17 protein-coding genes are annotated in these 17,530 nt (G+C 64.2%); 12 read left to right on the top strand and 5 right to left on the bottom strand.

The genetic code is table 11. The features are described from left to right. Positions 1–7 precede the first annotated feature (7 nt). Complete coding sequence (gene xerC, locus C266_RS20315) at positions 8–1,081, top strand: tyrosine recombinase XerC (protein WP_010805614.1); 1,074 nt, start codon at positions 8–10, stop codon at positions 1,079–1,081. A gap of 158 nt (positions 1,082–1,239) precedes the next feature. After that, positions 1,240–2,454 carry a class I SAM-dependent rRNA methyltransferase gene (locus C266_RS20310; RefSeq protein ID WP_010805613.1) on the top strand — a complete coding sequence of 405 codons (1,215 nt, stop codon included), beginning with the start codon at positions 1,240–1,242 and terminating at the stop codon, positions 2,452–2,454. Positions 2,455–2,473: 19 nt separating this feature from the next. On the opposite strand, the gene C266_RS20305 is transcribed toward C266_RS20310, so the two are convergent. Continuing rightward, complete coding sequence (locus C266_RS20305) at positions 2,474–3,349, bottom strand: DMT family transporter (protein ID WP_010805612.1); 876 nt, start codon at positions 3,347–3,349, stop codon at positions 2,474–2,476. Positions 3,350–3,495: 146 nt separating this feature from the next. Here C266_RS20305 and C266_RS20300 point away from each other — a divergent pair, with 146 nt between their 5' ends. From C266_RS20300 to hslU, 7 genes are all read left to right on the top strand, one after another. Next, the gene (locus C266_RS20300; protein WP_010805611.1) at positions 3,496–3,990 is read left to right on the top strand and encodes a Fur family transcriptional regulator; all 495 of its coding nucleotides are present in this window, start codon (positions 3,496–3,498) and stop codon (positions 3,988–3,990) included. Positions 3,991–4,081: 91 nt separating this feature from the next. After that, a complete protein-coding gene (locus C266_RS20295; protein ID WP_010805610.1) occupies positions 4,082–5,149 on the top strand; it encodes a GTP-binding protein in 1,068 nt (355 codons plus the stop codon). Positions 5,150–5,538: 389 nt separating this feature from the next. Further along, the gene (gene dksA / locus C266_RS20290) at positions 5,539–5,958 is read left to right on the top strand and encodes an RNA polymerase-binding protein DksA (RefSeq protein ID WP_010805609.1); all 420 of its coding nucleotides are present in this window, start codon (positions 5,539–5,541) and stop codon (positions 5,956–5,958) included. 236 nt (positions 5,959–6,194) lie between these two features. Next, a complete protein-coding gene (locus tag C266_RS20285) occupies positions 6,195–6,638 on the top strand; it encodes a hypothetical protein (protein ID WP_010805608.1) in 444 nt (147 codons plus the stop codon). 228 nt (positions 6,639–6,866) lie between these two features. Beyond that, on the top strand, positions 6,867–9,035 hold the full coding sequence (locus C266_RS20280) for a TonB-dependent receptor (protein WP_010805607.1): 2,169 nt from the start codon (positions 6,867–6,869) through the stop codon (positions 9,033–9,035). Between the two features lie 292 nt (positions 9,036–9,327). Further along, positions 9,328–9,879 (top strand): ATP-dependent protease subunit HslV, encoded by a 552-nt coding sequence (hslV, locus tag C266_RS20275; protein WP_010805606.1) that lies wholly within the window; start codon positions 9,328–9,330, stop codon positions 9,877–9,879. 123 nt (positions 9,880–10,002) lie between these two features. Further along, complete coding sequence (gene hslU, locus C266_RS20270; RefSeq protein WP_010805605.1) at positions 10,003–11,361, top strand: ATP-dependent protease ATPase subunit HslU; 1,359 nt, start codon at positions 10,003–10,005, stop codon at positions 11,359–11,361. Positions 11,362–11,425: 64 nt separating this feature from the next. Here hslU and C266_RS20265 read toward each other — a convergent pair whose 3' ends face one another. Further along, positions 11,426–11,968: a response regulator transcription factor gene (locus tag C266_RS20265; protein WP_010805604.1), complete on the bottom strand. Its 543-nt coding sequence runs from the start codon at positions 11,966–11,968 to the stop codon at positions 11,426–11,428. After that, a complete protein-coding gene (locus C266_RS20260; protein ID WP_010805603.1) occupies positions 11,965–13,233 on the bottom strand; it encodes an ATP-binding protein in 1,269 nt (422 codons plus the stop codon). Before C266_RS20260 ends, C266_RS20265 begins: the two co-directional genes overlap by 4 nt. Before the next feature lie 218 nt (positions 13,234–13,451). On the opposite strand from C266_RS20260, the gene C266_RS20255 reads away from it, so the two are divergent. After that, on the top strand, positions 13,452–13,940 hold the full coding sequence (locus C266_RS20255; protein WP_010805602.1) for a copper chaperone PCu(A)C: 489 nt from the start codon (positions 13,452–13,454) through the stop codon (positions 13,938–13,940). 30 nt (positions 13,941–13,970) lie between these two features. Here the strand turns inward: C266_RS20255 and C266_RS20250 are convergent, their stop codons facing one another. After that, positions 13,971–14,231: a cysteine-rich CWC family protein gene (locus C266_RS20250; protein WP_010805601.1), complete on the bottom strand. Its 261-nt coding sequence runs from the start codon at positions 14,229–14,231 to the stop codon at positions 13,971–13,973. A 445-nt stretch (positions 14,232–14,676) separates the two neighbouring features. On the opposite strand from C266_RS20250, the gene argB reads away from it, so the two are divergent. After that, positions 14,677–15,582 carry an acetylglutamate kinase gene (gene argB, locus C266_RS20245; protein WP_010805600.1) on the top strand — a complete coding sequence of 302 codons (906 nt, stop codon included), beginning with the start codon at positions 14,677–14,679 and terminating at the stop codon, positions 15,580–15,582. 145 nt (positions 15,583–15,727) lie between these two features. Next, a complete protein-coding gene (locus C266_RS20240) occupies positions 15,728–16,426 on the top strand; it encodes a hypothetical protein (protein WP_010805599.1) in 699 nt (232 codons plus the stop codon). Positions 16,427–16,441: 15 nt separating this feature from the next. On the opposite strand, the gene C266_RS20235 is transcribed toward C266_RS20240, so the two are convergent. Next, entirely contained in the window at positions 16,442–17,347 is a 906-nt protein-coding gene (locus C266_RS20235; RefSeq protein WP_010805598.1) for a LysR family transcriptional regulator, read from the bottom strand. Positions 17,348–17,530: the final 183 nt, after the last annotated feature.

The following is a 17,530-nucleotide window of genomic DNA, read 5'->3' as shown; positions in this document are numbered from 1 at the left end:
GCACCTCATGGTCACGTCGACCCGATCGCCACGCACTGCCAACGGGGCCGCAGCCAACACCCGAACCGGCGGCCCCTCGCCGGTTCACGCCCGCAAGCCCAAGGCGGCCGGCGTCCATGAGCGTGCCGGCAAAGCGGAAACGCCTGAGTTGTCCGACACGCCGCTGGAACCCGGCATTCGCCGCTACCTCACCTCGCTCGCCAGCGAGCGCAAGCTCGCGGCATTGACCCTCGAGAACTACACGCGCGACCTGCGCCAGTTGCAGCGTCTGGCGCATGGCCGTTCGCTCGAATCGCTTCAGCACGGCGACATTCGCCGCTTTGCCATGCAGTTGCACAGCGAAGGTCTCGTCGGCCGTTCGATTGCCCGCAAGCTCTCTGCGTGGCGCGGTTATTTCGCGTGGCTCGCGCAGCGAACCCCGCTGGCCGCCAACCCTGTCGAAGGGGTGCGCGCCCCCAAACAGCCCAAGCCGTTGCCGAAGGCGCTGTCGCCCGATCAGGCGTCGGCGCTCGTCGAGTACGTCTGCGGCACATCCGCCGAGGCCGTTCGCAACCGGGCGATGTTCGAACTGTTGTACTCGTCGGGGTTGCGTCTGTCGGAGCTGACCGGGCTCGATCATCGCTATATGGAAGCCGACGGTTATCGATCCGCGAGTTGGCTGGACTTGCCCGAACGCGAAGTGGTCGTCACCGGCAAAGGGAACAAGCGCCGTCGTGTGCCCGTGGGCGAGAAGGCGGCGCAAGCGCTCTCGCTCTGGCTCGACATGCGCACGGCACTGGCGACGGCCGAGCTGCATGCCCTCTTCCTTTCGGCGCGCGGCAAACGTATCGGCGCGCGCGCGGTTCAGCAGGGGCTGGCACGTCATGCACTGGCGGCCGGGTTGCCGACCCACGTCCACCCGCACATGTTGCGTCACTCGTTCGCGACGCACGTTCTGCAATCGTCCGGCGATCTGCGTGCCGTGCAGGAGATGCTCGGCCACAGCAATATTTCGACCACGCAGATCTACACGAAGCTCGACTTCCAGCATCTCGCGAAGGTCTACGATCAGGCGCATCCGCGCTCGCGCAAGAAGACCTGAGCTTTGCGGCGGGCGGTGCGACTCAGTGTAGAATCGCGTCCTTCCCCAGTAAGTCCCGCATGTTGTCCGTTTGCCGGACGTCGCCCCCGAGAGGCGACGCCGCCGCGTGCCCCGCGCGACTTGCCGCCATTCCGTTTGCAACCGTTGGTCCGTCCCGCATGAACACCTTGACCCTCAAGCCCGGCAAAGAAAAGTCCTTGCTGCGCCGTCATCCCTGGATTTACGCCACCGCCGTGGCGCGCGTGGACGGCAAGCCGGCTTCCGGCGCAACGGTCGTGGTGCGAGCCGCCGACGGGCGCTTTCTCGCGCGCGCCGCGTTCAGCCCGGTCTCCGCCATCCGTGCCCGCGTGTGGACGTTCGACGAGAACGAGCCGGTCGATCACGCGTTCTTCAAACGTCGCGTGTCGGCGGCCCTGGCCTATCGCGAGCAGATGGTGCACGACACGGGCGCGACGCGCCTGATCTTCGGCGAGGCCGACGGTCTGCCGGGTCTGATCGTCGACCGCTATCAATCGGCCCCCGGCGCGCCGGTGACCGACCAGATCGTGTGCCAGTTCATGGCCGCGGGCGTAGAAGCCTGGAAGGATGCGATCACGCGCGCGCTCACCGGCGCGACCGGTTGCCCGAACGTCTATGAGCGCTCCGACGCCGCCGTGCGCGAGCGCGAAGGCCTGCCGAGCATCACCGGCGTGCTGGCGGGCGCCGAGCCGCCGGAAGCGCCCGACCTCCTGACGACATACGAGTGCGGCGTGAAGTATTACGTCGACGTGCGCAACGGACACAAGACCGGCTTCTACATCGACCAGCGCGACAACCGTTTGCTCGTACAGCAACAGGCCAAGGGCAGCGACGTGCTCAATTGCTTCTGCTACACCGGCGGCTTTTCGCTGGCGGCGCTGGCGGGCGGCGCACAGAGCGTGCTGTCCATCGACTCGTCGGGCGAGGCACTGGCCATCGGCGCGCGTAACGTCGAACTCAACGGTTTCGACGCCAACCGCGCCGAGTGGCGCGATGCCGACGTCTTCAAGACCCTGCGCGCTTTGCGCGAAGAGGGACGCACGTTCGACATGATCGTGCTCGATCCGCCCAAGTTCGCCCCGTCGGCCCATCACGTGGATCGTGCCGCCCGGGCCTACAAGGACATCAATATGGCGGGTTTCCGCCTGCTGCGTCCGGGCGGTCAGTTGCTGACGTACTCGTGCTCGGGCGCCATCGACGCGGCGCTGTTTCAGAAGATCGTGGCGGGGGCAGCGGTCGATGCCGGTGTCGACGCGCGCATTCTGCGCCGCCTGTCGGCTGGCATGGATCACCCCATGCTCACGCAATTCCCCGAGGGCGAATACCTCAAGGGACTTTGGTTGCAGCGTATGTAAGTGCTCGCTATTGTGAGCGTCAGCCCAGCGTCAATGCGACCACACCCAACGCGATCAGCACGGCACCGCCCACGCGGCGGTGCATCTCACCTTCTCCCAGCAGACGTACGCCCAGCAGCGCGGCGACCATCATCGACATCTCCCGCGCCGGGGCGACGTGCGAGACCGGCGCGTATTTGAGCGCGGTGAGTATCAGAAAGTAGGACATCGGCGAAATCAGCGAGATGAGCACGATCTTGCGCCAGTTCGACTGCCAGAGCATGGCGATGCGTGCAGGGCGCGAGCACGCCATCGGGGCCGAGAGCACCACCCGCAGCACGTTCTCCAGGTAGTAATAGACAAGCGGCGCGAGCAGCAGCGTACGAATGGCGTAGGCGTCGGCCAGCGTGTATGCGGCGATGAATCCGCCCGTCAGCACGCCCCAGCCGGCGCCCGCATGCATGCTGCCGCGCCGGAACAGGCGCTCGCCGCCGGCGATCACCAGCACGCCGCCCACCACGAGCCCGATGCCGGCGAGCGCCAGCCAGCCTGGGCGTTCGCCCAGCAGCACGATGGCGCCCAGCGACGACAGCAATGGCCCGGTGCCGCGCGCGAGCGGGTAGACGACCGACAGATCGCCCACCCGGTAGCCGCGCTGCAAGACCAGGGTATAGCCATAGTGCAGCAAGGCGCTGGCGGCGATGACAACCCAACCGAGTGCCGTTGGCCAACCGGCGTCGGCACCGATCAGGAAGAACAGCGCCAGCGGCGTGTAGAGCACGACGGTGAGCAGCGCATAGAGGAAGACGAGTTGCGGGCCGCCCCCTTCGCTCGTGTCGATGCGTTTGGCGAGGAAATTCCATGTGGCATGCAGGAATGCGGCGGTAACGACTAGAGCGAGAGCGGTGGGCGACATGGCAAGGGGTGTTTTTTGTGTCAATTGTATGACGCATTGCTCGTACACTTTCAGTCACTTTCGAGCCGTCCCTCCGACGCTCGAGGCCGAGTCCTCACTTTTGCAACTCGGTTGCAGCGCTGGCGGCGCTGTGCTTAAATCGATTCATGAGCCTTACTCAACTACAACCGTATCTGGAAGCTGCGCGCACGAGCTTGCAGGAGCAATCGGGCCGCGTGACCTCGGGGCGTGTGCGTGTGCTGGCCTTGCTGCTCAAGGCAGGCCGGCCGCTCACTCATCAGGAAGTGCTGGCCGATCTGGCCACCGACGCCGATCCGCTCGACCGCGTGACGGCCTACCGCGTACTCGACTGGCTGGTCGCGCAGGGGTGGGCCATCAAGCAGGCGGGCGACGACCGGATCTTCCGCTTCGTCATGGCCGAGCATGTCGACCCGCAACGTGCCGCATCGCCGCGTCCGCATACGCAACACGGTCATTTCCGCTGTGTACGCTGTCACCGGACCTTCTGTCTTGACGATTGGCCCCAGCATCCCCAACTGAGTGAGCGCGAACTCAAGCGCCTGCCCAAGGGTTTCGTGGGCGAACAGGTCGAGCTGCTGATTCACGGCACTTGCGCACAGTGCGCGGGCGCCCCCAACTGACGCGTCCCAAGCCGCTTTTCGTCACCTCGGGTAGAGTGGGTGACTTTCAGGCGGCAACGGGCAAGCCGCTTCACAACAGGACATTGCATTCATGACCCCCGTCACCATCCTGACCGGTTTTCTCGGCAGCGGGAAAACCACGCTGCTCAAGCGCATCCTGACCGAAGCGCACGGCATGAAGATTGCCGTCATCGAAAACGAATTCGGTGAAGAAAACATCGATAACGACATCCTCGTGCAGGAGAACGCCGAGCAGATCGTGCAGATGAGCAATGGCTGCATCTGCTGCACGATTCGCGGCGATCTGGTGCAGGCCCTGTCCGATCTGAACAGCCAGCGCGATGCGGGCAAGATCCAGTTCGATCGCGTGGTGATCGAGACGACCGGCCTGGCCAACCCCGGCCCGGTGGCGCAGACCTTCTTCATCGACGACGAAGTGGCCGACACCTATCGGCTCGACGCCATCATCACGCTGGTCGACGCCAAACACGGCCCGCAACAGCTCGATCAACACGAAGTGGTGCAGCGTCAGGTGGGCTTTGCCGACCGCCTGTTCATCACCAAGGCCGATCTGGTCACGCCCGAGGTGCTGCACGATCTGAAGCATCGTCTCGCGCACATGAACCCGCGCGCGCCGCAGCAGGTGGTCGACTTCGGCCGGGCCGACCTCAAGCAGATTTTCGATATCCACGGCTTTAACCTGAACGACAAGCTGGATATCGATCCGGACTTCCTGGCCGCCGACGAGCACTCGCACGACCATGACCATGACCATGACCATGACCACGCGCACTGCGATCACGATCATGGCCAATGCGCTCACGAGGGTCACGACCACGGGCACCACCATGCGCATCACGACGACGCCATCAAGTCGTTCGTCTTCCGCACCGAAAAGGCATTCGATCCGGCCAAGCTGGAGGATTTCCTCGGGAGCATCCTACAGGTGTACGGCGAACGCTTATTGCGTTATAAAGGCGTATTAAATATGCGCGGCATCGACCGCCGGGTCGTGTTCCAGGGCGTGCACCAGATGATGGGTAGTGACGTGGGCACGAAATGGCAACCCGGAGAGACGCCGAACACCAAGATGGTGTTCATTGGTGCCGAGCTGCCGAAAGACATCATCCTGCAAGGGCTGGAGCGCTGTCTGGTCTGAACGGGACTGCCGAATCGATCAACGGGAAACCCCTTAACCGGGGCTTTCCGATGATTCGGTTACAATACCTGCCCACTGGGCTGTCGCCAGCGAATTGACGCGGCATTCCGGGGGGTAGGCAGGGGAGCACCGCCATGGCCACCGCCTCTCGCAAGACTGCCACCGCACGCCCCACGCGCCGGTCTGACCCGGCGCCGGATGCGGGTGCCAAGCGTGCTCCAGCAGGCAAATCGAAGACGGGCGAGAAGGTCGCCGCCAAAAAGGCCGCGCCCCAATCGTCCGGCAGGAACGTAACCCAAGAAGCCGCCCGCGGCATCGCCGGTAAGCAAGACGTCCCATCTGCTGCAGGGGCGTCGCCGGACTATCCGAAAGAGACGCCACAAAAACCCATGAGCAAGAAAAGACTTTTGACCGAGGCCGAAATTCTGAAGATGGGCGAGAAGGACTACATGAATGAAGATCAACTCGCCTTCTTCAAGGATCGTCTGGAAACTCTGCAAGCTGACATTCTGCGCAATGCCGGTCAAACGACCGAGAACCTTCGGGAAACCATTCTCGTCCCGGACCCGGCTGACCGCGCCACGATCGAAGAAGAGCACGCACTTGAACTGCGTACCCGTGATCGTGAACGCAAGCTGCTGAAGAAGGTGCAGCAATCGCTCGCCCGCATCGATTCCGGCGAGTATGGCTGGTGCGAGGAAACCGGTGAGCCGATCGGCATTCCGCGTCTGCTTGCCCGCCCGACGGCCACCCTGTCGCTCGAAGCGCAGGAACGTCGCGAACTGCGTCAAAAGCTGTTCGGCGACTGATCGCATCACGCAATCCGGCCCGATGCCGCGCGGTGGCGGCAAGTTTGTCAGTCGGGCCCCTCGGTTTGCTAAAGGCATGTCTTCACGACATGCCTTTTTTGTTGCCCATCTTGATGCCGGCCGGTCGACCATGCGACGCCAGCCTCGCACTGTCGCCTGCACGCAACGCAAGGTAGCGCTCGCGGCCTAGAGGGCTTTATGGCAGAATTGCAACTCAGTTGCAATTTAGCGTTTCCATGCTGCCTATCGAATCCGTCTTTCGCCAATGGCGTGCGCGTTTGCGCACGCTGGCCGGCCGTGGGCGAAGCGGCTGGATCGTCTGGCTCATCGTCGCGCTGATCTGCGTGCAGATGTGGGGTTTGCAACACGAAATCCTGCATGCGCGCGAGTTGTCCGGTGGCGTGTGGAGTGCGTCGGCGCCAGTCGATTCGCATGCCTCGGATCTCACGTTTGGCGACGACGATGACGTGTCGTCGTCGACGCCATTCGGTGTTGGCGGCCATCACCATCATTGCCATCTGTTCGAAGGGGCGACGCTGGCGGCCGCCATGGCGGTGGCCGTCCTGCAATGGCGCGGTGCCAACGCCACGGCGAACACCCCGCTGCGCGCCAACGGCCGCACTCATGCCAGTGCGCTTGAACTGCCGTTCGACTCTCGCGCCCCGCCGATCGCGGTCTGACCCCACGCGTTCTCTCGCGTTTTTCCGCGCTTCCTGCGCGAATCCCTGCCAACGCCAGCACTGAGCTTCGCCGCCCTTCAGGGCCTCGACGGCGGTGTGCTGCTGCGCGTTCGTTCGCCGACAGGCGTCGACGCGGCGGGTTCGCTCGCGCCGATGCACGGGATATCCGGGAGTCTTGCGCCCTCGGGCGAGGCTCCCCCGGACAGATCCAACAGAACTCATAACGACATGGCACACATTTCATCGAACGCCGCGCGTAAGCGCGCGACGTCTTCGCTCGCTTACGCATCGCTTCCCGCCGCGCCTCGTGCGCGCCTCGCGCGGCCCAACCTGGCACCGCTGCCGTTGGCTGCCGCACTGACATTCAGTGCGCTCGCCATGACGAGTTGGTCCGTACAAGCCGCTGACGCACGCGCCGAACTACCTTCTGCGACCGCCACCCCGGCGGCGCCCGAAGCTGTGCTGCCGACAACGTTCGTCACCGGCAACCCCCTCGGACGCGCCGCTGCCGACCTCGCCGCACCTGTGACCGAACTCGACGGGAAAGCGCTCGCGCTGCGCCGAGCCGGCACGCTGGGCGAGACGCTCGACGGCCTGCCGGGCGTCTCGGCGACGTCCCACGGCCCGAACGTCAGCCGTCCGATCATTCGCGGTCTCGACGGCGACCGGATTCGCGTGCTGCAGAACGGCACTGCCGCGCTTGACGCCTCGTCGCTGTCGTACGACCACGCCGTCGCGCAAGATCCGCTGACGATCGAGCGCGTAGAAATCGTGCGAGGCCCGGCCGCCTTGCTGTACGGCGGCAATGCCGTCGGCGGCGTAATCAACACCATCGATAACCGTATTCCGCGCGAATCCATCACCGGCATTTCCGGGGCGACGGACTTCAGCTACGGCGGCGCCAACCGCGAACGCGCGGGTGCGGCACAGCTTGAATTCGGCAATGGCCAGTTCGCGCTCCATGTCGATGGCTTCGCACGAAAGAGCGCGGACCTGCGCATCCCCGGCTTCGCGCATTCGGCACAACAACGTGCACGCGACGACGACGGCACGCCGCAAGCGTCGGGCACGTTGACGAACAGCAACGGACAGGTGAGCGGCGCGGCTGTGGGGGCGTCGTGGACATGGGCCAACGGCTACACGGGCCTTTCGTACTCCGGTTACGACTCCGATTACGGCACGGTGGCCGAGGCCGACACGCGCATCCGGCTGCGGCAGCAGCGTCTGGCGTTAGCCAGTGAAGTGCGCAATCTGAGCGGACCGTTCACCGCCCTCAAGTTCAACTTCGGCTACACCGATTATGAGCACAAGGAAATCGAGAACGGCGAGACGGGCACGACGTTCAAGAATCACGGCTACGAAGGGCGCATCGAAGCGCGCCACGCGAAGATCGGGCCGCTCGAAGGCGCCGTGGGCGTGCAGTTCTCGCAAAACACTTTCTCGGCGCTCGGCGAAGAGGCCTTCGTGCCGAAGAGCGATACGAGCAATGTGGCCCTTTTCGCACTCGAAGAGTGGGCCGTGAGTCAGGCGGTGAAGCTCTCGTTCGGCGCGCGTATCGAACACACGAGCGTCAAGCCGAGCGCTGGCGGCAACGAGCGTTTCGACAACCTGCCGTCGCGCAATTTCACCCCCGGCAGCGTGTCGGCAGGGGCCGTCTTCGCGCTGGCGCCCGCGTGGTCGGTCGCGCTCAATACGTCGTACACCGAGCGTGCGCCGACGTTCTACGAGCTATACGCTAACGGCCCGCATCTGGCGACCGGCGTTTGGGAAATCGGCAACCCGCAGGCCAAGCTCGAAAAGGCATTCTCGACCGATCTGTCGCTGCGCTACGAAAGCGGTCCGAACAAGGGCAGCGTCGGCTTGTTCTACAGCCGCTTCACCAATTTCATCGCGTTGAACAACACGGGGCAGACGATCGCCGGGGACGTCCGGGACCTGCCGGTCTATCAATACGCGGGCGTGCCGGCCGACCTTTACGGTGTCGAAGCCGAAGGCCGCGCCCGGCTCTGGCAGGGCTACGGCAATCTCGATCTCGAGCTGCGCGGCGATTACACCCTCGGGCGCAACCGCGATACGGGCGAATCGCTGCCGCGCATCGCGCCGTTGCGTCTGACAGCGGCGCTGGCCTATGGACTGGGCCACTGGGGCGCGCGTCTGGAAATGGTGCACGCGAGCAATCAGGGCCGTGTGCCCGTGAACGATCTGACAACGAGCGGCTACACCACGCTCGGCGCCTCGCTCACATACCAGTTCAAGGCCGGCGGCGCTCAGTGGCTGGCGTATCTGAAGGGCGAGAACCTGACCAATCAGGAAGTGCGTCTGGCCAGTTCGGTGCTGCGCGACATTGCGCCGCAGGGCGGACGCTCGGTTCGTGTGGGGTTGCGCACCACGTTCTAAGCGGCAAGACTCCGCAAAAACGAAGCAATTTCCGAGAAATTGCTTCGCAGCATCCGATTCGCGCGGTGCAATGCCGCGCGAATCTCCCGATTCACGCCGCTTTTTGCGACATTGGCTTGCCGTCGACGGCGGCGCGTGCCCGCCGCCGTCGACGCCTCTTGATATTCTTTCGATTGCCCTAAACTACAGTCACGTCTCGCCCGGTCGGGTGCGTCGTCACAGTCGTGAGGACGTGTCAGGCGTCCGGGCCAATCGTTACGGGGCGAGTGTCGCCCCCCGAAAAGGAACAGGCATGGAGCAATATCACGGCACCACCATCGTCTCCGTTCGGCGCGGCGATCAGGTCGCGCTCGGCGGCGACGGCCAGGTCACGCTCGGCAACATCGTGATGAAGGGCACCGCACGCAAGGTGCGCACGATTTATGACGGTAAGGTCATGGTCGGCTTCGCTGGGGCAACGGCGGACGCCTTCTCGCTGCTCGACCGCTTCGAGGCGAAGCTTCAGAAGCATCAGGGGCATCTGACGCGCTCGGCCGTCGAACTCGCCAAGGACTGGCGCACCGACCGCATGCTGCGTCGGCTCGAAGCGATGATGATCGTCGCCGACGCCGAGACCACGTTGGTCATTACCGGCAATGGCGATGTGCTCGATCCGGAGGGCGGCGTGGCTGCCATCGGTTCGGGCGGATCGTATGCACAGGCTGCGGCCCGCGCGCTGATCGAGAACACCGATCTGACGCCGGGCGAGATCGTCAAGAAAGCGCTGACGATCGCCGGCGAGATGTGCATCTACACGAACGACAACCACATTATCGAAACGCTGCCGCCGAAGGCAGCGAAGTGACGACGGACGACGCGCGCGCTGCAGCAGGTGGACTCCTGCGGCGCGACCTGCCGGCCGGCGGCTGAACGACAGCCGGCCGGCCGGGCGTCACCCTCTGTGCGAACCCCTAATTTGGCGAACGTCATGACCCATATGACCCCCTCCGAGATCGTTTCCGAACTCGACAAACACATCATCGGCCAGCAGAAGGCCAAGAAGGCCGTTGCGGTGGCCTTGCGCAACCGTTGGCGCCGTCAGCAGGTGGCTGAGCCCCTGCGTCAGGAAATTACGCCGAAGAACATTCTGATGATCGGTCCGACCGGTGTCGGCAAGACCGAGATCGCCCGCCGTCTGGCCAAGTTGGCCGACGCGCCGTTCATCAAGGTCGAGGCGACCAAGTTCACCGAAGTCGGCTACGTGGGCCGCGACGTCGACAGCATCGTGCGCGACCTCGCGGAAATCGCGATCAAGCAGACGCGGGAAGCCGAAATGAAGAAAGTGCGTACCAAGGCCGAAGATCGCGCCGAGGACCGCATTCTCGATCTGCTGCTGCCGACCGGGCGCGAATCGTCGCGCGATATCCGTTTCGGTTCGGCGTCGCATGAGGCCGAGCCGAGCGCGGAAGACAACACCACGCGTCAGACCTTCCGCAAGCGTCTTCGCGAGGGCCAGCTCGACGACAAGGAAGTCGAACTGGAAGTGGAAGTTCCGGCACAGGGCATGGAGATCATGGGCCCGCCGGGAATGGAAGAGATGACCGAGCAGATCAAGGGCATGTTTGCGAATCTGGGCAATCAGCGCAAGAAGCGCCAGAAGCTCAAGATCAAGGACGCGCTCAAGGTGCTGACCGACGAAGAAGCGTCGAAGATGCTCAACGACGAAGAGGTCAAGCAACTGGCCCTGCGTAACGTCGAGCAGAACGGCATCGTGTTCCTCGACGAAATCGACAAGATCGCCACGCGCAGCGAAGTGGGCGGCGGCGACGTGTCGCGTCAGGGCGTGCAGCGCGATCTGTTGCCGCTCGTCGAAGGCACGACTGTGAGCACGAAGTTCGGCATGATCAAGACGGATCACATCCTGTTCATTGCGAGCGGGGCGTTCCATCTGGCCAAGCCGAGCGATCTGATTCCGGAACTGCAAGGCCGCTTCCCGATCCGCGTCGAACTCGAATCGCTCTCGGTCGGAGATTTTGAAGCGATTCTCACGCAAACGGATGCCAGCCTCGTCAAGCAGTATCAGGCGTTGCTCGCGACCGAAGACGTGCATCTCGAATTTGCGCCGGACGGCATCAAGCGTCTCGCGGAAATCGCGTTCTCGGTCAACGAGAAGACGGAAAACATCGGTGCGCGACGTCTGTACACCGTCATCGAGAAACTGCTCGAAGACATTTCGTACAACGCCGGCAAGCACGCGAGCGAGGTGGTGTCGATCAACGCCGAGTACGTCAATCGCTTCCTCGAAGAAGTGGCGCAGAACGAAGATCTGTCGCGCTACGTGCTGTGAGATCGAAGTGATGTGAAAAAGGCTCCGCGAGGGGCCTTTTTTTCGTCTGACGGCGACGCGAGCGTTACTGCTTCACCGGCCGCTTCAGCAGCTTGCGCTGCAACGTGCGGCGATGCATGTTCAGCGCGCGTGCCGTGGCCGAGATGTTGCCGTTGTGTTCGGAGAGCACGCGTTGAATATGCTCCCACTCGAGACGCGCGACCGACAGCGGCGAGGGATTTTCGAAGGCTTCGTCGGCCTGGGTCTCGCTCGCGTCGCTGCGCAGCGATGCGAGGATCGTGTCCGCATTGGCCGGCTTGGCGAGATAGTTGTCGGCGCCGTCCTTGACGGCTTGCACCGCCGTCGCGATGCTCGCGTAACCCGTGAGCACCAGCATGCGGGCTTTCGGTTGCAATGCGCGCAGCGGGGCGATGAGCGGCAGGCCCGAGTCGTGGCCCAGATGCAGGTCGACCGAGATCAGATCGAACTGACGCGTGCGCGCCGCGAGCAGCGCCGCGGCACCGTCGGCCGCTATCTGCACGTCGTAGCCGCGACGGGTCAACGCGCGGGCCAGCGTTTCGGCGAAGACGACATCGTCGTCGATAAGAAGGAAATGCGAGGCATTCATGTCTGACTCCGCGAGCCGAAGAAGAAGGTGGCCATCGGCAGGCGCAGCTCGGCGCGCGTGCCTTGCGGCGTGTTGGGGGTGAGGACGATGTCGCCGCCGAGACGCTGCGCACTGGCAAAGGCCAGATACAGGCCCATGCCATGCCCGCCGTGCGTGCTCATGACGGGGGAGGTGCCCAGTCGGGTACGCAACTCGGCGGTCATGCCGGGGCCTTCGTCACAGACGGTAAAGCGGGCATCTTCCGGCGTGATGCTTACGTCGAGCGTGACCGACGACGGGCTGAAGTAGGCCGCGTTATCGAGCAGGATGGTGAGAATCTGACCGACCTGTACCGTGTCTTCAATGCGCGCGGTCATCTGCGGCGGAACACGTAACTGGAACTGCACCTGCGGATGACGCAAGCGCCATTGCGTAGTGAAAGCGGGCAGCCACTCGGCCACCGCCTGACGTACGGGGGCTGCGGCACGCGTCTGCACGTGGCCGATGGCGCTCTTGCACAACGCAATTTGCTGCTCAAGTGTCTGAAGATCCAGCTCGAAGGGCTTCAGCGCGGCGTTGCTCAGACTCTCGCTGCGAAGTTCGCCGATGACCACGGCCATCGTCGAGAGCGGCGTGCCGAGTTCGTGCGCCACGCTCGCGGCCTGAGCGCCGAGTGCGGCCATGCGTTCGTCGCGCAACAGCCGTTGTTCCGCACGGGCGAGTTGCGCGTCGCGGGCGCGCAGTGCACGGGACATCCGGGAGACGAACCACGCAATCACGAGCACGCTGACCACGAAGTTGACCCACATCCCCGCCAGATGCAGGCGCAGCAGATTGCCTGGGTCGGCCAGATCGAGCGGCACGTACTGGAAGTTCAGGGCGCCATAGGCGACCAGCGAGAGCAACGCCAGTTGCGAGGCGTTACGCCACGGCAGCACGGCGGCGGCAATTGCCAGACCCGGCAGGAAGAGCGAGACGAACGGATTGGTCGCGCCACCCGAGAAGAACAGCAGCGCGGTGAGCGCGGCCAGATCGACGAGCAACTGGCTCATCAGGTCGAGATCGGTGTGGCGCTTGGCGCGCTCGACGCCGCGTCGCGCCCGTATCCACGTGAGCACGTTGAACAGCACTTCGAGGGCGACGATGGTGAGCATCGGCTCGAGCGGCAGGCGCACGCCGAGCCAGAGTTGCGCGACCCCGATCGTCGCCAGTTGGCCCACGATGGCCAGGCAGCGCAGCCAGAAGAGCTGGACGACGTTGGTTCGCTCGATGGGAAAATGAGTCATACGACAAGTGTACCAAGTCCGGGTCACGGGCCATCCCGCGTCTCCGGGCGCTGCGACACTCTGCCGCACGGGGAGGCGGGCCGCATCGCGCCGCCCGTGCACGCGTACGACGGGGCGCGACTACAATGAACGTCCGCGTCTCGCGCGACAGGGTGTTGCGCGACGTCTCCTGCGATACAGGGCGGATGTGTGTCCGTCGACAACGAAAAGGAGTTTGCATGAAACACAAGCTTTGGGGGGTTGCCGCGCTGAGTTTCGGCATGGCCTCGGCCTATGCACAGGTGGATGTCTCCGATGCGTGGGCACGCGGTACCGTGCCCGGCCAGACCGCGACCGGCGTTTTCATGACGTTGCAGGCGCATCAGGCGACAACGCTCGTCGGTGTGAGCACGTCGGCTGCCGCGAACGCCGAAGTGCATGAAATGAAGCTCGAAGGCACGCTGATGAAAATGCGCGCGCTGCCCAACGGCCTGCCGCTGCCGGCCAATCAGCCGGTGCAGCTCAAGCCGGGCAGCTATCACATCATGCTCACAGACCTGAAGGCAGCGCTCAAGAAGGGCGACACCGTGCCCCTGACGTTGCGTTTCGAATCGGCGGATCACAAGAAGTCCGAGCAGCAGGTTCAGGTGCCGGTGCGCGATCTGACGGCAGGCGCGCCTGCCGCAGGCGGTATGGCCGGCATGGCACACGGCACGCACAGCCAATAACCTCAACGCCCATGTCGTGCCCAGCGAGCCTCAGCCGGGATCGGCGGCGGTGCCGTCGATCGCTACCCCGGCGGCGGCGAGCGCCGCACGAAGGCAGTCAGGGCACAGGCAGGCATCGGCACCGCGCCGGGCCGACGCGGGCAGATGGGGCCAATCGAGGCACCAGCAGCGCACGCCGGCGGTGCCGGGCGCCGACGCAAGCACACCGCACGCCACGACGGCGCCGCACCGGGGGCAGCGCGACGGATCGGGCGCCATGCCGACCGGCGCCGGAGGGGTCGTGTCAGCCATGGTCCCGATTCCCGATCTCTTTTTCCATCGCCATAGATTACCAAGCCTTGAGCGGCGGCGAAGCCACTGCGCGGGCGTCTGGCCGGGGTGTTCGCCGGCACGAGTTGCACAACTGCAACAGCGCGCCCGCTGTCATCGGCCGGCCTTCGGCGCTCGCTTGCGGCACCGAAATTGTCGGGCGACGGGCGATGCGGCAAAAATCGGCCACTGACGGGCGTCCATGACCAAGTGAAAGGGGTGATACGCACACGCGATTCTGTGCCGCTGAGCGGGCGAAAATCGCCGCTTTTGCGGTTACCGTCCGACACTCGGCGCAACGTCGTCATGGGCATTGGCCGAGGCAAGTCCCAGACCCTTCCGAAACCGGTCAAAGCCCCGCACGCAAAGGCTTCTTGGTTGTACAATGCGCCGTGTTTCTGGTCCACCTGCGAAGAACCTTCCCGCCATGTCCGATCCGCAACTGTCTTCCATCGACGACATCGCACCTGCTCTCAAAGCCGAAGTGCTGGCTGAGGCGATGCCGTATATCCGCAAGTACCACGGTAAGACCGTGGTGATTAAATACGGCGGCAACGCAATGACCGAAGAGCGTCTGAAGCAGGGCTTCGCGCGCGACGTCATTCTGCTCAAGCTCGTCGGCATCAACCCGGTGGTGGTGCACGGTGGCGGCCCGCAAATCGATCAGGCGCTCAAGAAGATCGGCAAGCAGGGCACGTTCATCCAGGGCATGCGGGTGACCGATGAAGAGACGATGGAAGTGGTCGAGTGGGTGCTCGGCGGCGAAGTCCAGCAGGACATCGTCATGCTGATCAACCAGTACGGCGGCCAGGCAGTGGGTCTCACCGGCAAGGACGGTGGTCTCATCAACGCTCGCAAGATGCTGATGCCGGATCGCGAACATGAGGGCCAGTTCCTCGACATCGGTTTCGTCGGTGAAGTCGACTCGATCAACCCGGCGGTGGTGCGCGCGTTGCAGGACGACGCTTTCATTCCCGTGATCTCGCCGATCGGTGTGGGGGAAGACGGTCAGGCGTACAACATCAACGCCGACCTCGTGGCGGGCAAGCTCGCCACGGTGCTGGGCGCCGAGAAGCTCGTGATGATGACCAACATCCCGGGCGTGATGGACCGTGAAGGCAATTTGCTGACCGATCTGTCGGCGCGCGAGATCGACGAACTGTTCGCAGACGGCACGATCTCGGGCGGCATGCTGCCGAAGATCTCGTCGGCGCTCGACGCTGCGAAGAGCGGCGTGAAGTCGGTGCATATCGTTGACGGCCGCATTGAGCACTCGGTGCTGCTCGAGATTCTGACGGAGCAGCCGTTCGGCACGATGATTCGCTCGCACTGAGCGCGACGTCATGCGGGCCACGTCGATGGAAACATCGCAGCCTGCAAGGCGCAAGGGCGGACCCTGTGGGGTCCGCTTTGCATTTGTGCGATCCGTCATTCCGATGGATCGATGATTCGACCTATCGACCGACTCACGAGACCCCATGCCCACACCTGCCTTTTTCTCCTGGAGTGGCGGCAAGGATTCCTGCCTTGCCCTGCATCACGCCCTGTCGTGCGACACGAGTGGCGCGCCGCATTACGACGTGCGGCGTTTGCTGGCGATGTTCGACGACACCGGCGACAGCTCACGCTCGCATGGCCTGCCGCGTGAATTGATGCAGGCGCAGGCGGATGCGCTTGGTATCGCGCTCGATGTTGGACATGCCGGCTGGCGCGAATACGAGACGGCGTTCGTTGCCCGATTGCAGGCGATGCGGGCTGACGGCATCACACACGGCCTGTTCGGCGACATCGATTTGCAGCCGCATCGCGATTGGGAAGAGAAAGTCTGTGCGGCAGCGGGCATGACCGCCGTGCTGCCGCTGTGGCAGCGCGAGCGCCTGACGCTCGCGCATGAGTTCATCTCGCTGGGCTATCGCGCGGTGATCGTGTGTGTGGACGGGCGCCATCTCGGGCCGGAATTCGTCGGCCGCGAATACGATGCGTCATTGCTGGCCGATCTTCCGGCAGGTGTCGACGCGTGCGGTGAGAACGGCGAGTTCCACACGTTCGCCTACGATGGCCCGCGCTTCACGCAGCCGGTGCCGTGGCGCATCGAGCGGGTCGAGACGATTCACGGCCCCAAGGAATACGGCGGCACGCCGTACCACCGCGCGCACATCGTGTCCGCGCCGGGCTGAGCCGGACGCGGGACATCAACCGGGCGCGGTCAATTGGCGCAACTCGTCGAGCAGCTTGGCCGCGGGGCTTGGCAAGATCCCCTGACGGCGGCGAAATGCCGTGAGCGTGCGCGTGGCGCGCACGGTCGCAATCGGTAACGTATCCATCACCTGCGCCCGCGCTTCGACGTCGTACATGGGCTCGGGCATCCACGTCAGAAAACCGCATCGCGCGACCATGCTCTTGAGCACGGGCACCGAGCGCGTTTCCACGACGATGTTCGGCAGCCCCAGCCCGTGTGCGGCGAACACGCCTTGCATATGCGCATACGGTGCGGTGCCGCGTGGCGGAATGGCCCAGCGTTGCGAAAGCGTGTCGGCCAGTTCAAGCGTCTTGCGCTGGCGCAACGGGTGATCGCACGCGGCCACTACGTAGCTGTCGTCTTGCCAATGGCAGTCGGCGATGGCGACGATGTCCTCGGTATCGGGGGCGGCGGTCGAGAGCGCCAGATCGATCTCGTGCCGCATGAGCCCTTGCGCGAGCCGGTCCCACACCCCTTCGATGATCTCCACCCGCAGATTCGGCCAGCGATTGAGCACACGATCGACGGCGAGCGGCAGCACATGGCTCGCGATGGCGCCGACGGCGCCAACTTTGATGACGCCTTTGGCGAGCCCGCGCAACGCATCGATCTCTTCGCGCGCGTGGTCGGCCTCGCGCTCGAGCAGCATCGCGTGCGGTAACAAGGCTTGCCCGAACGTCGTCAATTCCATCCCCTTGCTGTGACGCTCGAACAACGGCGCGCCCAGATCGGTCTCAAGCCGCTTGATGGTGCGGCTCAACGCGGGCTGGGTGAGGTGCAGCTCCGTGGCGGCCCGACCAAGACTGCCGGTCGCGACAATGGTCGTGAAGGCGCGCAATTGCTGGAGATTGAGGCTCATGGAAACTCCAGAGGAAGGCGGGGAGGCCGAACGCAATGACGGCAACGCGGCGACATCGAAAAGTCATGCAAAAGCGTAATGACTTCGGTGCGTAAAAGCAATTCCGGTGCATATATCGGCTGCCTATACTCGTGTGCATCGCTCGTCGCAATTGAAATTGATCGACTTGCCGCGCCGGTGTCA

It is taken from the genome of Pandoraea sp. SD6-2 (assembly GCF_000389825.1).
Classification (GTDB): Bacteria; Pseudomonadota; Gammaproteobacteria; order Burkholderiales; family Burkholderiaceae; genus Pandoraea; species Pandoraea communis.
Note: the sequence above shows the minus strand (reverse complement) of the source record. Positions and strands in the feature narration are given on the sequence as shown.

Excerpts from the sequence above, each read along its gene's own strand:
- C266_RS20250 (WP_010805601.1), bottom strand. The coding sequence starts at position 14,231 with ATGGCTGACACGACCCCTCCGGCGCCGGTCGGCATGGCGCCCGATCCG.
- C266_RS20300 (WP_010805611.1), top strand. The coding sequence starts at position 3,496 with ATGAGCCTTACTCAACTACAACCGTATCTGGAAGCTGCGCGCACGAGC.
- argB (WP_010805600.1), top strand. The coding sequence starts at position 14,677 with ATGTCCGATCCGCAACTGTCTTCCATCGACGACATCGCACCTGCTCTC.
- C266_RS20235 (WP_010805598.1), bottom strand. The coding sequence starts at position 17,347 with ATGAGCCTCAATCTCCAGCAATTGCGCGCCTTCACGACCATTGTCGCG.
- xerC (WP_010805614.1), top strand. The coding sequence starts at position 8 with ATGGTCACGTCGACCCGATCGCCACGCACTGCCAACGGGGCCGCAGCC.
- dksA (WP_010805609.1), top strand. The coding sequence starts at position 5,539 with ATGAGCAAGAAAAGACTTTTGACCGAGGCCGAAATTCTGAAGATGGGC.
- C266_RS20305 (WP_010805612.1), bottom strand. The coding sequence starts at position 3,349 with ATGTCGCCCACCGCTCTCGCTCTAGTCGTTACCGCCGCATTCCTGCAT.
- C266_RS20310 (WP_010805613.1), top strand. The coding sequence starts at position 1,240 with ATGAACACCTTGACCCTCAAGCCCGGCAAAGAAAAGTCCTTGCTGCGC.
- hslV (WP_010805606.1), top strand. The coding sequence starts at position 9,328 with ATGGAGCAATATCACGGCACCACCATCGTCTCCGTTCGGCGCGGCGAT.
- C266_RS20255 (WP_010805602.1), top strand. The coding sequence starts at position 13,452 with ATGAAACACAAGCTTTGGGGGGTTGCCGCGCTGAGTTTCGGCATGGCC.
- C266_RS20285 (WP_010805608.1), top strand. The coding sequence starts at position 6,195 with ATGCTGCCTATCGAATCCGTCTTTCGCCAATGGCGTGCGCGTTTGCGC.
- C266_RS20265 (WP_010805604.1), bottom strand. The coding sequence starts at position 11,968 with ATGAATGCCTCGCATTTCCTTCTTATCGACGACGATGTCGTCTTCGCC.
- C266_RS20240 (WP_010805599.1), top strand. The coding sequence starts at position 15,728 with ATGCCCACACCTGCCTTTTTCTCCTGGAGTGGCGGCAAGGATTCCTGC.
- C266_RS20280 (WP_010805607.1), top strand. The coding sequence starts at position 6,867 with ATGGCACACATTTCATCGAACGCCGCGCGTAAGCGCGCGACGTCTTCG.
- C266_RS20260 (WP_010805603.1), bottom strand. The coding sequence starts at position 13,233 with ATGACTCATTTTCCCATCGAGCGAACCAACGTCGTCCAGCTCTTCTGG.
- hslU (WP_010805605.1), top strand. The coding sequence starts at position 10,003 with ATGACCCATATGACCCCCTCCGAGATCGTTTCCGAACTCGACAAACAC.
- C266_RS20295 (WP_010805610.1), top strand. The coding sequence starts at position 4,082 with ATGACCCCCGTCACCATCCTGACCGGTTTTCTCGGCAGCGGGAAAACC.